Genomic DNA, 13,486 nt, shown 5'->3' with positions numbered 1-13,486 from the left:
CCGCAAGGCACGCCGGCACCGGAAATGCCTGGGGTGTCGTGCAAACCGCAGTGAGCATTGATACGCGTGTCCTGCCACTTGGGGCGCGACCTGTTCGCAAACTAGGTCGCATTCCTTGGATTGGCCTGCTAATCAGGTCATGGTTCTCAGCTAGAAGTCGCCACGGACGGCGGCAAGTTATGCAACCGATTGATTTCTAAAAATATAATTTCGACGACCGAGTTAATGAAACTGCGACAAAACCCGACTGCTGTTCTCGGCAGCAAGACCTCAGCACTCACGGCAGAAATCCTACGCAAACTGCGTTCGCCAGAACCGAGAAGCACAGCAAGCTTGCGACGAAAAGAAACTTACCCACAACCTGCTCCTTATTGGTAGAAACCCAGGTCAAACCAGGATGGATATTCGCTGTTAATGCCCGTCGATGGGAAAATTATGAGCCGGAAGACGGCAGAAACCCGTAATACTCACCGTGAAGTACGGCCGACGATGGAATGGTTTTCAGAACTTGGTAGGTCAGCAGCACATCGCCGGACGCGGCCAATCCGTTGATGATGGAGAGCGAGGCCAAGAAAGGCACCCACTCCGCTGGCACCATCGTCGAAACCACATAAGGAACGATGGTCAGAACAACGAATGGCGCCAGGAGCATGACAATGGCGCGGCCACGACTGTGCTCACCATTGTAGGCGGCGTAGAAGAGAAAGCTTTTCGGCAACACGCCAACAATGGAATGTCGCGACAGCCCCATCCAAGGATGAGCCAGTAGGTGAACGAATTCATGCACCACGATGATGGCCGCCAACGTCCCCAGAAAGATGCCAGGAGGCTGGTCGAAAACACCGAAAATGATGTGGTTTTCCCAGCGCATGCGCCAGGCGGCATAGAGGATAGGGCCGACCACGAAAACCCCTATCATCAGGGCAATGATGTGAACCCTTGAATAGTCGGTCACCAACTTACGGGCTTCCACAAGCCTGTAACTGACCGCCGGGGGCATTCCTACTTTGAAACGCATGGACACCTCTACTGCGTGTGGAACCGGGACGGTGCACGCATCCCGGCGTACAGCATAATCTTTAGCCCGTCGGCCTCAAATTACTTACAGCTTGGAGATCTGATAGGCGTCATACGCAATGATGGCGACGTCGAACACGGCCAGCGCGATCAACGGGAGGATGCCACCACCGACTTCATCGGCCTGAGCCATCGAGATTTCCTGAATGCCCATGTTTTCCATTTGCTTCTTCCTTTGCACTTGAATGCGTCCACTTTGCCAAGCATGTCGACGGGACGCGTCGTCGACATATCCATGCAGCACCACCGTCCCAAAGAGCCAGTGGCTTCAAAAACTATGTCCGTTTCCCGCTCAACGATGGGAGCTGCACAACGCGGTCCGCACTGGCAATGGTCTCTGGCCGGTGCGCGATGATGAGCCGTGTCGTTCGAAGTGTTTTGACGGCGCTGTTGACCTTGCTTTCGCAGACCAAGTCGAGATGACTGGTGGCTTCATCCAGTATCAAGAGCCTGGGTTCCCGATAGAGCGCTCGCGCCAAAATGAGGCGCTGCTTTTGACCGCCGGATAGGGCTGATCCCATGTCCCCTACCGCTGACTGGTAGCCCATGGGCAATCGCGCAATGTCGTCGTGCAGCTCAGCGACCTTCGCAGCCTCGATCATGCGTTCGGGTTGCATGACCTGAGCCCCAAAGACGATGTTTTCTGCAATAGAGCCAGCCAAAAGACTGTCGTCCTGCATCACCGCGGCAAGGACAGACCGATACCGCTCCATCCCCAGCTTCTCAATGGGAACGTCCGCAAAGCACACCTCCCCTTCGGTCGGCTTGAGCAGTCCAGCCACGATTTTGGCCAGGGTGGTCTTTCCACACCCCGATGGCCCACAGATGGCCACCGACTCACCATCACCCACTTCGAAACTAACGTTGTGAAGGATCCAGGGCTCCTGGTCCGAGTATCGAAACGACACATTCCGCACGCTCAGTCGCCCGTTGGCCAACGGGCCATCCCATGGCGTGATGGTCTCGGCTTCGACAGGAGACAAGGCGATGTCGGCCAGGCGCTCGGCATGGAGCCCTAGCATTCGGAACTCAATCAACTTGTCGATGAGCCCTGATGCCCGCGTTGAAAACTGGTCCGCGTAGGCGACAAAAGCCACCAGCATGCCGGCCGACAATTGCCCGTCCAGCACTTTGGTGGCAGCAAACCAAAGAAGCAGCACACGCCCCAACCCAAAGAGCGCCTGATTGACAGCGCTGAAGCTGATGGCCAGCCGTTGAGTGTGAACCTCCCGGTTGGTGGTGGTCACTACCGTGTTGATATACCGGCCAGCACGCGATGCCTGCTGGTTCGCCAATTGGATGGCCATGATGGCTCGAATCGATTCCAGGATTTCCGTCTGCTGCTTTGCATTGGCAATGATTTGCTCTTCATTGGCCCGGCGCAGAGGTTTGAAGAAAGCAGTTCTGGCAATGCTGTAGACGATAAACATCGCCAGTACAAACAGCATCAACGGGACACTGTAAAACCCCAGAACGACCAGCGTTGCAATTGACATCACCCCATCGAGCACGGAGCCGATGAATTGGGTTGTCAACGTCCTCTGGATGGTTTGCGTCGCACCAATCCTTGAAATCACATCCCCCACATGTCGCTTCTCAAACCACGACAGCGGCAGGCGTAGCAGGTGATGGGCGATGTTGCCCATCCACTGCACATTGATCACAGCACCCAGCCACGTGGTCATCCAGGAACGAAGAGCTGTGATCGCAGTTTGGAAAACAACAATGAACGTAAACCCGATGCCTAACACCAACAACAGGTCTCGGTCAGCCCCAACCAAGACTTGGTCCATGATCCATTGCATGTAAAACGGGACGGTGAGATTGAGTGCCTCCAGTGCCACCGCCAGCAGGAAAATTTGGATGGTCGCGCTACCCAACCCTTCGACCTTTCCAACCAATGCGCCGATGGAAACCTTTCGACGGTCCTGTACCGGCTCAAATGTCTCGGACCGAACGACTTCCAACGCAATGCCAGTGAAATGCTTCGACACCTCTGCCATCGGCATTTTTCGAATGCCCACGGCAGGGTCATGAATCACGGCAAATTTTGCTGATGCCGATTTCATGACCACGAAATGATTAAGATCCCAATGCAGGATGGCGGGAACCTTCAACTTGGGTAGTGCTGAGAGTTCTACCTTGACGGGTCGACAGTTGAGACCCAATCGACCTGCCATGCCGATGATTTGAGCAAGGGTCAAACCTTTGAGTGACGAGACAAACCGCGCCCGCAGCGCTGGCAAGTCCACATCATGGCCATGAAAATTAGCCACCATGGCCAAACACGCCAAGCCACATTCCGTGACCTCGCTCTGGTGCACCATGCTCAACTGAGGACGCCACGAAAACTGGAGTCGACTGCTTAAGTTGCCACCTGGCTTTCCTGAAGAAGCCTGCGATCCATCAGCCATGCCCTGCATCCAATCTACGTTGCGCGCCATAGAGCGGCTCAAACATCCACTGCAACAGTGTTCGCCGGTCTATGCGGACGTCCGCATCCAGGGCCATTCCGGGTAGGAGCGGTTCCTTCCGTCCATAGGCCTGAACACTGTCCTCGTTGAGGTCCACCATGACGCGATACACCGGCTCGTCCGGATGGGTTGGTCCACCCACCGCACTCACCTGCTCCGCTGACAGAGCCGTTCGTGAAATGTCGGTAATGCGGCCAAAATATTGGCCGAACTCTTGATAAGGGAACGCCCGATAGCGAAGAGTGACCGTATCTCCCTGACGAATGAATCCGATAGCCCGACTAGGCACCAGCAACTGGGCATAGAGTGCAGAGCCACGGGGCAATATCGTCATCAGCGATTGTCCGGCACTGAGCGTTTGACCCGGTTCGACAATCAATGCAGAGACAATCCCGTCTGCCGGTGCATGCAGCATCAAACGATGCTTCTCTTCACTCTCCGCTTGCGTGCGATTCAGTTCTGCCATCTGCCGGGAGGTTTCGTTGTTGCGCGTTGTCGTCTCCAGCGGAATCTGCTCAAGGTCGCGTTTGGCAGCGCTGATCTGTGTCAGCAAATCCAGGCGCTGTCGTGCCAAGAGCTTCTGTTGCCCCTCGTTATCCAGGGAAACGGCTTCCTGTTGTTGAAGCTGAAGGTCTGAAATGTATCCCGATTTATTCAGCGGCTTCATGCGGCCCACCATTTCCTTGGAGGCCGTCGCTTTTTGGTTGATCAAAACTTCTTGGCTGCTGATCTCATCCACCTGCGCTTGAAGCAACGCAATCCGCCTGATGAGCTCATCGGACTGAAGCTTCGCTTCCTTCGAACGCTCGGCCATGTCGCTCTCAAGATGAGAGCGCTCCTTATCTAACTCCGTTGAAACAATGGTGTGCGTGTCGCCCAACGTCGTGGAACTTTGAGGTTCCGTCAGCTCCGCAATCAACTGACCTTTGGAAACGGCCTGCCCTTCACGCACATAAAGCTTGGTGATGGCCCCTTTCGATGAAGCATCGACGGAGATAAGTCCAGTGCCGGGCAGCAATTGACCCGACACCGATTCACGGCGAGTGTATTTCGCAAAGCATCCGAAGAGCACCAGGCATATGACCAACGTCAATGCAAAGATGCTGATAATCCAATGGGATGGTTTCGACGCAACCACAATCGAACCCATCGATGACGTTCGTTGTGCTTGCAAAACTTCAGAACGATAGACAACTGACAACGTGCGCCCCCTGCACAAGCTTCCTTGTTATCCATGCAATCGAAGCTAACAAACAGCCTGCACCTCTGCAACAGCAAATGACGCATTCTTTGCTATCAATTGAAAGAATTTCTTTGCGTGAATCATCAGATCGATATAAGCGCGCATCTGTCCCAAATTGATAGCAATGTCGCGACAATAAATTGTCCCAATCTGACAGTGTTATCAATTGCTCGTTTGAGATTAACCATGAGCAATGCGATCACGTAAAGGCTAGAACTGATTCCAATTACCAAGAGGTAACACCGTCATTCCTATGCCCGCTGCGGGGTGCGAATTCAGCCGGTCGACGCAGCACACTATAGACGCGCAAGCTCCTAACTCAGTGCAAGAAGCCGGCGCACAGCCAAATCTGTGTCGCTATCTGTCCGCAAATTCATTCGCCTGTCTGTCCTGTGCATTTCTTGGCCCATTCTGACCTTGAGCGCGGCCATTCATGAAGCAGATTATCGTCCAACATACATCACTGCCCTCTACGTTAATTCTGACGTGAAGCTGTTTACACGCAGGATGTGTGCACCTGTTGCACGCCCGACATATTGCTCCTCAATAGCAGTTTGGTAATTGATCAGAAGGATCCTCAAGCAGTCGAACAAGGTCGTGGCGGTGAGTTGTCGCCACTGAGTTTAGATGGAGCCGGACGGATGATCCGGATGAGAGGGAAGGAGTGGAGGTCACATTCCGTCGGGAAGTGTTGGAAGCTCAATTCAGCGACTCGCTGGGTGCTATCGAAATCGTATCGCCTCTTCGCCGCCAGGCGTTGGCCGGTTTAATCGGCTCCCTGACGGTCGCGTTGATCGCCTTGCTCTGCTACTGCAAGTTGGTTGTAGCCACGATGCAGGAGGGTCACCTCTTCGCTGGCTCAATCGCTGAGAACATCTCGTTCTTCGATGAACACGCCACCAAGCAAAACATCGAAGACGCAGCAGAACTCGCATCGATTCATGGGGGCATCGTCGCACGGTCCATGGGCTCGATGCTCTCGGGTGGCCAACGCATCCCCCTGGCGCGGGCGCTATACCGGAAACCAAAGCTGCTGCTGCTCGATGAGGCCACAAGCAGCCTGGACATTCAACACGAAGGGATGATGAACGAAGCCATCCGCGCCCTGCCGATGACGCGAGTCATCATCGCACACCGACGAGAAACCTTTGGTTCCGCGGACCGCATTCTGCTCTTGGGGACGCGCCACGAAAACCATGAGATCGAGGACATAACGGCGGCCCTAAAAACCGAGCCGGTTAGCGCGACACCCGTCATGGCATGACATGCCTATTCAAAGCTTTGTGTGCATCGTGCACACAAAAATCGCGGCCATGAAAAAACCGCATCCACTCAAAGGAAAGCAACATGAACGACATGATCGAAATGACCGAGATCGAGGTTGAGGAAGTCAGCGGTGGCTTGCCGGAGCCGAGCGTGCTGGGCTTTATTGCCTACTTGGCAACTGGCTACATCAACGGCGTCAAGTTTTAATCAGATGCCAATCTAAAATGGAAAGGGGACGCCCTGCCCATGCAAAGACAGCCCAGTATGACTGGGCTGTCTTTCTTGTCTCGCGAGGGATATCCCACGTTATCGTATTGCAGCTCCTCACGTCTCGGAATCATTCATGCTCAAGATCGAGGCACTCACCAAAACCTATGCAAATGGCCATAGGGCGCTCGGAGGCGTCACCCTCGATATTCCGACGGGTGTCTTCGGCTTGCTCGGGCCCAATGGCGCAGGCAAGTCCACACTCATGCGCACCATCGCTACGCTGCAGCGGCCCGATGCTGGCTTGATCACCCTGGATGAACAGGACTTGCTCGCTTCTCCGGAGCGCACGCGCCAGTTGATCGGTTACCTTCCGCAGGACTTCGGGCTGTATCCACGCGCTACCGCACAAGCCATGCTCGATCATCTGGCCGTGCTCAAGGGCATGACGGCTCGTGCGGAGCGCAGAGAGTTGATCGAAGGTTTACTGGCCAGCGTCAACCTTTGGAAACACCAGCGCGCTCGCCTACAGGAATTCTCGGGTGGCATGCGCCAACGCTTTGGTATCGCGCAGGCGCTCATCGGCAACCCTCGATTGATCATTGTGGATGAGCCGACCGCAGGCCTGGATCCGACGGAACGTAACCGTGTGCTGGATCTTCTGGCGGAGCGTGGCGAACACGCAGTGGTCATCCTGTCCACGCACCTTGTGGATGACGTCGCCGACCTTTGCCCTCGCATGGCGATCATGGTTGACGGGCAAGTGCGCCTGACTTCGACGCCGGCGAACGCCATCGCCGCCTTGCGCGGACGCCTTTGGAAATACCCCCTCACGCCAGAACAAGCGAGCAAGCCCCTACCGTCGTCCATCATCTGCACCCGCCGCGTGGCGGGCTCGATCATGGCTTACGCGATCGGAGAGTCATCTGCGGTCCACCAAAGCACCGAAGCCGAACCGGATTTAGGCCACGTCTTCTTTTGCATCACGCGCCTGGGTACCACCTCGCCCCAGCCATGCGTAACGCAGGAAACAGCGATCGCATGAGTCCGTTCCGAAGTCTGTTTGTTTTCGAGATGCGTCTGCAATGCGCTGGGCCATTGTTCTGGTTGGTCGTTCTTGCATTTGCGGCCATAGGCTTCGACCTAGCCATCTCTGATCCTGTCCCAATCAACGCAGTCAGGGAGGGATTTCACCGAAATGGACCAACACTGTTGATGATTGCCCTGGGCGGTCTGAGCATCATCGGTCAGTTGGTGGCGGTCATGTTCGTGGGCACTTCGCTGCTGCGAGATGATCGCGCACGCACAGTCGAACTCATCCAAATGACGGGCGTGCCGCGCGCCAGCTATTTCAGCGCGCGCTTCGCAGCGGGTTACCTGCTGTCGTTGTTTACCCTGCTTGCCACGGTCGTGGCGCTAGTCGTGGGCTACCAGATGCCTTGGCTTCCCGCCAACAGTCTTGGACCGATGCCGTGGTCGGCATTTGCGATGGCCACCGGTGCGCTCATCGCACCCAACCTGTTTTTCGGCGCTGCGATGGTCGCGGCGAGCATCGCGTTCACCCGGTCCATGAAATACACAGTGGTGGCTGTCGTTAGCGTTTTGGTGTTGCACAACGTCGGCAACACGATGACGCATGGTGCCTCGATGCTATCGGCCATGCTGGACCCGTTTGCTGGGCAGGCCATGATTCAGATGGCCGATAAGTGGACCGCCGACCAGCTCAATAGCGCGATCCCACTAAGTGGCACTTTTTGGCTCAATCGACTGTTCTGGCTGGCGGTATCAACCGCCTTGGCATGGGGTGCGTATTGGCGGTTCGGCTCACTGCCCGATGCAGGCAAGGCGGCGCATGCCAACAGCACAACGGAATCTGCAGTCCCCCCGATTGCCCATACACCTTCCGTCATCACAGTGCCTCGTGTGGGAGGATGGTCAGAAGTCATCAAAGCCTGGCATATCGCCCGCACTGAATTTGCGCAATACGTCAGTGGCGTTCCCTTTCTGTGCTGCGTTGTTCTGATCGCTGGTGTGGTTGCGGTCTACCTTCTGTTCGAGCGCTCGATCGAAGGCACGCCCGTCTATCCGTTGACCCATTTCATGCTGCGACAGATCGAAGCGGCAATCCCTCTTCCGATATCGGCGATCCTGGCCTTCTACTCAGGCGAAATGATCCATCGAGAGAGAGAGGAACGTTTGGCCTCACTGGTCGATGCCTACCCTGTGAGTGAAGGCGCCTGGCTCGCTGGCAAGACCTTAGCGCTGCTTGGGCTGCTTACTGTTCTGGTGGACACTGGCGTGATGACCGCGATTGGCTTCCAGTTGCTGCGTGACGTCACGGCCATCGAGCCAGCGCTTTATGTACAAGGGGCGCTTCTTATCGCGCTGCCGCTTGGCATCTTTGCGGTTGCAGCGTTGGCCATGCAATTGCTCGCCGGAAATCGGATGGCCGGATATGCGCTGACGGCCTTGCTCGGGGCATTACCGATCGGCTTGGCCAAACTCGGTGTCCAGGACCATCTCGCCCTGTTTGGCACCACACCTCCGATACGTTATTCCGACATGAGCGGCTTCGGTTCGTCCTTGGCCGCGGCGGGTTCGTTCGACCTCTATTGGGGCGTCGTTGGGGTGGCGTTGCTCCTGTTCGCATCGGCACTTCACATTCGCGGTGACTCGGACGATGCCAGGTCTCGCTGGGCGTTGGCCAGAGTCACCTTTCGCAACCGCCGTCGCTGCGCATGGCTGGCCAGCCTCATGGTCGTCTTTGCGGTCACAGGCGCTTGGATTTTCTACAACACGCACCTGCTCAACGATATCCATCCGGAGGAAAGCGCTCAAACGCGACAGGCCACGTATGAACACAACTATCGCAGCTTGATCAAAGTGCCGCAGCCGCGCGTTACAGACGTCAATCTAAGCGTGGACCTTCACCCCTCGGAACGTCGTGTGTGCGTCGATGGCATCTATCTGCTGACCAACGAAAGCAGCCAGCCGATAGATACACTGATCGTTTCCGTCGACCCAACCACGAACACTACGCTGCATGTCATGGGGATGCGGTCGATGTCGACCGATACGATGGCCGGGGTCATCCAGATTCACCTCGCTGCGCCGATCGCTCCGGGTCAGTCTTTACGCATGGCGTTCGAGACCACGGATGAACGACAGGGATTCACCAACAACAGCGAGGACGATGATTTGGTGGCCGATGGCACCTTCCTGGACAACAGGTTGCTGCCATCGATCGGCTATAACCACATGCGCGAACTGACCAATGCGCGAGTTCGGAGCGCGCATGGATTACCGCCCTACATCGCCGTCATGGACGCTACTCATCCGTATGTGTCTGACGATGCAGGCCGCATTACCTTTCACGCGGTGGTGGCCACCGACGGTGATCAAACGCCGCTTGCGCCCGGTCGCCAGGTTCGTGCATGGCGAAAAGACGGACGTTCCTATGCGGAATACGTGTCGGAGCGTCCGATGCTCAATCTCTACGTGTTCCTGAGCGCACGTTGGCAGGTCACTCGCACAACATGGAAAGGGGTCGTCATAGAAGTGTATGCCGATCCGAAGCATCCATGGAACGTCAATCGCATCATCACTGCATTGAAAGATGGGCTCGATGCCTATGGAAAGGCGTATGGCCCCTATCCGCTCAGCGAGATTCGTGTGGCCGAATTCCCAAGTTACCGGGTGTTCGCGCAATCCTTTGCAGGACTGATTGCATATTCGGAAGCCCTAGGCTTCACTTCGCACCGCGATGATCCCAGTGGCATCGACTATCCATACTTCATCACAGCCCATGAATTCGCCCATCAATGGTGGGGGCATCTGCTTGTTCCTGCTGATGCTCCAGGCGCGCGACTACTGACCGAGTCCATGGCTCAATTCAGCGCCATCCAATTGGTTGATCAACACGAGCACACGAGCCTGAATGCACTCCTGGCCAGCGAACGTGACGCTTATCAAACGGGCAAGCAAGGCCTTGCAGAACCCGAAGAACCACTGGATGAAGTGCAACGTCAAGACTTTGTGGCTTATCACAAGGGGGCACTGGCCCTGATGGACTACCAGCGGCTGGCTGGGGCTCCTCTCGCCGAGCAAACAATGCGTCAATTCCTTATCCAATACCGAGAGAAGGAAGCACCCTACCCGCTCGCGCGCGACTTCATCGACGCATTGCGTGCAAGCTTGCCGAGCTCGGATCATGCCCGTGTTGAAGCATGGTCTCATCGTTCCGGGTTACCAGAATAGCAAATGTTGGGTTGGACCCTTATCGCCATCCTGATACTTCATGAGATGCCTCCTGCTAACACCTCCGTAGGTCCATATACGGACCTTTGGACAAGGTTTCAAAAAGCGAACCAAGATCGTTATGGAAGTCTTCCCGCAACCACGTCACTTTGTGACAAACAAATGATCCACAAAGACATAATCAAAAAGTAAGTCGAACAAACCAACCGTGTCGTTTTAGATCAACACAACCCGTCATTGCATACCGCTGATGGCTGATCGAATGTCTTGTCCATAGATCTTTTCTGGATAGGCAAGCAGATCACCATCAAGGTTAAAGACAACCACGTCCTCACTATCCTCGACAGGCAATGCGCACAGCGATATGGCCTCCAAGCTATTTGGAGCAAGCCCCTTGATCACCTGATTGACGGTGACACGGACAAGCAACCGTGATGGCGGAACCCAGCGACTGCTTTGGACCGTTCCACGAGCAATATAAATGGCGTGACGTGCTTCGTTTGCATCCGGAGAAGCCGGACTACAGGCCATGGAACAAAGCGGGATTGCCGTTACGAGAACACCCATCGCGATCTGCAGAAATCTCATATGCACGAACCTCTTTAGCATCTACGCCAAATAGAAAGCGAACATTATTCAAGCTCAACATCATCCGTGGTTACGCTCAACCATTTTTTCGATATCGACATACGGCGCCATGGGTGGCCACGGCGCCTCGCCTTCGAGTCCACGTGAGGCGAGAATGTCATTTTGTATTTCGAGCAGTTTTTCCCTTGGCATCACAATGCTCGAAAGCGTCATGACCGTACGAACCACCCATGTAGAAGATGCTGAAATCAACGATGACCATCACTCCACCTGCCTTTCCTATAGCGTTCGCCTTGGGCTGGAAATGTGAAAGCATCCATCAGATGCATGACCGCCTCCCGCAGGACAGCGACTGGGTAGACACACCTCAAATGCGGCGATTGCAAATGAATAAACATCATTCGCCCCCGTCGATTTCGCAATTGCCTGCCGCCCGGGGAGCTTCTCAGTATCGATCACTAGCGAGCACCGTGATGCCCGTGTACCGCATGAACGCTGCAGTTCACCCAACCGAGAGGGTTTCCGTATGCCTTTGCGCCATTCGACCACTGCACGAGATCGAGCCCTTCCAGCCGCCCACCGTCGGTCGTCTGGAAGCCAATCAAAGTTCCGAATCCTGCCTGCGCTACTTATGGCCGCCGGCTTGTCGCTGTTCTCCGCAAGCGGACGGGCACAGCTGGCGAACCCCACTTATGGATGGAATCTCGGCAATACCCTGGAAGCCACGTGGTCGGGTGTGACCATGCCCACTCAAACGCTGATCAATAACGTCGCGGCCGCGGGCTTCAATACCATTCGCATTCCTTGCGCGTGGGATCACAACGCCGATCCGAATACGCACGTGATCAATGCCTCCTACATGGCAACGGTCACACAGGTCGTGCAATGGGCTCAGGCGGCCCATCTCACCGTGATCATTAACGATCATTGGGACGGCGGCTGGTTCGAGGATTCGAACTTCAACACCTACGACCCGAACGTCAATGCGAAGCTGGTTTCCTACTGGACACAGATCGCGAACAACTTCAGAGGCTATAACACGAAGCTGCTTTTCGCCGTGGCCAACGAGCCGAACGTTTCTTCGCAGGCGCAGACCACGGTTCTGTTGCAGTACTACCAAAACTTCATCAATGCGGTTCGTTCCACCGGAGGCAACAACAGCAAGCGTTGGCTGGTGCTGCAGGGGCCGGGCGGCAGCAACATCGACGATACCAACAACTGGGTGACGTCGCTGCCATCCGATCCAGCAAAGCACCTGGTGTTCGAAGTGCACTACTACGCGCCTTATCAATATGCACTGATGACCGCTGACGCCACCTGGGGATCGATGTGGTACTTCTGGGGGCAGAATTATCATTCCTCGATCCTAACGACCCGCAACGCGACGTCCTCCACGGAGGAATCCTACGTGACGTCGGAACTGCAGAAGATGAGCTCCCAGTTCACCCGCAAAGGAATCCCTGTGCTGCTGGGTGAATTCGGCGCCATTCGCCGCACCGGCACGACAGGTCTGACGGGCACCGAGCTCAACTTGCATCTCGCGTCGAGGACGTATTTCGACAAATATATCGTCAGCCAGGCCAACAGCCTCGGCATCCGTCCGGTGTACTGGGACGATGCCGACAACGGCTCCGGCAACAATGCCTTCGGGATTTTCGATCGGTCCAGCGGAGTGCTGACCCGCCCCGATGACGCCCATGCGTTGACGGGCGGCGCGGCGCTTCCGCCGCCAGGCGGCTAATGTCTGCATGACCGTATGGATTCAGCTGGTTGATGCAACACACTAAAGGCTGCGTGAGCAGCGGGAGTGTTGCATCGACCGGCTGAATCCGCAGTTGAAAACGGACATTAAACATTTAAGCCAACGGCCAATCGATACTAAGCAGAGTACTGCTCATCACCACCAACCTCAGTTTCGCCGAATGGGCCAATGTGTTTGGCGATGCCAAGATGACCACAGCGCTGCTCGACCGCCTAACCCATCGCTGCCACATCCTGGAAACGGGCAACGACAGTTACCGCTTCAGAAACCATGCAACCGACATCAAAAAGGAGAATCGGAACCCGGCACCCATCCCGAGCTAAGCTAACCTGCAGCACTAAACGGGTGGCTCACTTTTCGATGAAAAACCCGGCTCAGTTTTCGGCGGAAATCAACATAGCGTTACGTGATCCAGTCGTCGCCCGTCGGATGTGCGTTTGCATTTCATCCACGTAGCATCTCACTAAATGACATTACTTTCGAGAAAGTTAGTAAGACCTTGGCAGGTCTACTACGTTTGGCTTGAGTAAAGTATTTTCGGTTCGAAACGGGGGCATACGCTTGACGCGATCACCCTCGAAACGCGGAGGTTGAGCACTTGGCTTCAGATGG

10 protein-coding genes and 1 pseudogene are annotated in these 13,486 nt (G+C 55.5%); 6 read left to right on the top strand and 5 right to left on the bottom strand.

From position 1 onward, the window contains the following. Nucleotides 1-433: 433 nt before the first annotated feature. From QQJ86_RS02630 to QQJ86_RS02615, 4 genes are all read right to left on the bottom strand, one after another. Nucleotides 434-1,018: a DUF3267 domain-containing protein gene (locus QQJ86_RS02630; protein WP_284319349.1), complete on the bottom strand. Its 585-nt coding sequence runs from the start codon at nucleotides 1,016-1,018 to the stop codon at nucleotides 434-436. An 84-nt stretch (nucleotides 1,019-1,102) separates the two neighbouring features. Beyond that, complete coding sequence (locus QQJ86_RS02625) at nucleotides 1,103-1,240, bottom strand: hypothetical protein (protein WP_284319348.1); 138 nt, start codon at nucleotides 1,238-1,240, stop codon at nucleotides 1,103-1,105. A 112-nt stretch (nucleotides 1,241-1,352) separates the two neighbouring features. Further along, nucleotides 1,353-3,521: a peptidase domain-containing ABC transporter gene (locus QQJ86_RS02620; protein WP_284319347.1), complete on the bottom strand. Its 2,169-nt coding sequence runs from the start codon at nucleotides 3,519-3,521 to the stop codon at nucleotides 1,353-1,355. After that, nucleotides 3,484-4,752 carry an HlyD family secretion protein gene (locus QQJ86_RS02615; RefSeq protein ID WP_284319346.1) on the bottom strand — a complete coding sequence of 423 codons (1,269 nt, stop codon included), beginning with the start codon at nucleotides 4,750-4,752 and terminating at the stop codon, nucleotides 3,484-3,486. The genes QQJ86_RS02620 and QQJ86_RS02615 overlap by 38 nt, the downstream gene beginning before the upstream one ends. A 706-nt stretch (nucleotides 4,753-5,458) precedes the next feature. Between QQJ86_RS02615 and QQJ86_RS02610 the strand changes: the two genes are divergently transcribed. From QQJ86_RS02610 to QQJ86_RS02595, 4 genes are all read left to right on the top strand, one after another. Beyond that, nucleotides 5,459-6,058 carry an ATP-binding cassette domain-containing protein gene (locus tag QQJ86_RS02610; protein ID WP_284319345.1) on the top strand — a complete coding sequence of 200 codons (600 nt, stop codon included), beginning with the start codon at nucleotides 5,459-5,461 and terminating at the stop codon, nucleotides 6,056-6,058. Between the two features lie 83 nt (nucleotides 6,059-6,141). Next, entirely contained in the window at nucleotides 6,142-6,267 is a 126-nt protein-coding gene (locus tag QQJ86_RS02605; RefSeq protein WP_284319344.1) for a hypothetical protein, read from the top strand. 136 nt (nucleotides 6,268-6,403) lie between these two features. Continuing rightward, entirely contained in the window at nucleotides 6,404-7,312 is a 909-nt protein-coding gene (locus tag QQJ86_RS02600) for an ABC transporter ATP-binding protein (RefSeq protein WP_284319343.1), read from the top strand. Nucleotides 7,313-7,482: 170 nt separating this feature from the next. After that, the gene (locus tag QQJ86_RS02595) at nucleotides 7,483-10,524 is read left to right on the top strand and encodes a M1 family aminopeptidase (RefSeq protein ID WP_284319342.1); all 3,042 of its coding nucleotides are present in this window, start codon (nucleotides 7,483-7,485) and stop codon (nucleotides 10,522-10,524) included. 234 nt (nucleotides 10,525-10,758) lie between these two features. Here the strand turns inward: QQJ86_RS02595 and QQJ86_RS02590 are convergent, their stop codons facing one another. Next, complete coding sequence (locus QQJ86_RS02590) at nucleotides 10,759-11,112, bottom strand: hypothetical protein (RefSeq protein ID WP_284319341.1); 354 nt, start codon at nucleotides 11,110-11,112, stop codon at nucleotides 10,759-10,761. Nucleotides 11,113-11,743: 631 nt separating this feature from the next. Here QQJ86_RS02590 and QQJ86_RS02585 point away from each other — a divergent pair. Continuing rightward, nucleotides 11,744-12,853, top strand: a complete 1,110-nt coding sequence (locus QQJ86_RS02585; RefSeq protein WP_284319340.1) for a glycoside hydrolase family 5 protein — start codon at nucleotides 11,744-11,746, stop codon at nucleotides 12,851-12,853. 149 nt (nucleotides 12,854-13,002) lie between these two features. Continuing rightward, nucleotides 13,003-13,197 (top strand): annotated as a pseudogene (locus QQJ86_RS02580) (ATP-binding protein); the annotation flags it as partial. Nucleotides 13,198-13,486 lie beyond the last annotated feature (289 nt).

Origin of the sequence: Dyella acidisoli (assembly GCF_030160295.1) — a bacterium.
Lineage (GTDB): Bacteria > Pseudomonadota > Gammaproteobacteria > Xanthomonadales > Rhodanobacteraceae > Dyella_B > Dyella_B acidisoli.
The sequence above is the reverse complement of the archived record's forward strand: the minus strand, read 5'-3'. Positions and strand labels throughout refer to the sequence as shown.

What these genes read in the sequence shown, in the direction of transcription:
- QQJ86_RS02585 (WP_284319340.1), top strand. Translation starts at nt 11,744, where the DNA reads ATGGCCGCCGGCTTGTCGCTGTTCTCCGCAAGCGGACGGGCACAGCTG.
- QQJ86_RS02590 (WP_284319341.1), bottom strand. Translation starts at nt 11,112, where the DNA reads ATGAGATTTCTGCAGATCGCGATGGGTGTTCTCGTAACGGCAATCCCG.
- QQJ86_RS02625 (WP_284319348.1), bottom strand. Translation starts at nt 1,240, where the DNA reads ATGGAAAACATGGGCATTCAGGAAATCTCGATGGCTCAGGCCGATGAA.
- QQJ86_RS02605 (WP_284319344.1), top strand. Translation starts at nt 6,142, where the DNA reads ATGAACGACATGATCGAAATGACCGAGATCGAGGTTGAGGAAGTCAGC.
- QQJ86_RS02620 (WP_284319347.1), bottom strand. Translation starts at nt 3,521, where the DNA reads ATGGCGCGCAACGTAGATTGGATGCAGGGCATGGCTGATGGATCGCAG.
- QQJ86_RS02595 (WP_284319342.1), top strand. Translation starts at nt 7,483, where the DNA reads ATGATTGCCCTGGGCGGTCTGAGCATCATCGGTCAGTTGGTGGCGGTC.
- QQJ86_RS02600 (WP_284319343.1), top strand. Translation starts at nt 6,404, where the DNA reads ATGCTCAAGATCGAGGCACTCACCAAAACCTATGCAAATGGCCATAGG.
- QQJ86_RS02630 (WP_284319349.1), bottom strand. Translation starts at nt 1,018, where the DNA reads ATGCGTTTCAAAGTAGGAATGCCCCCGGCGGTCAGTTACAGGCTTGTG.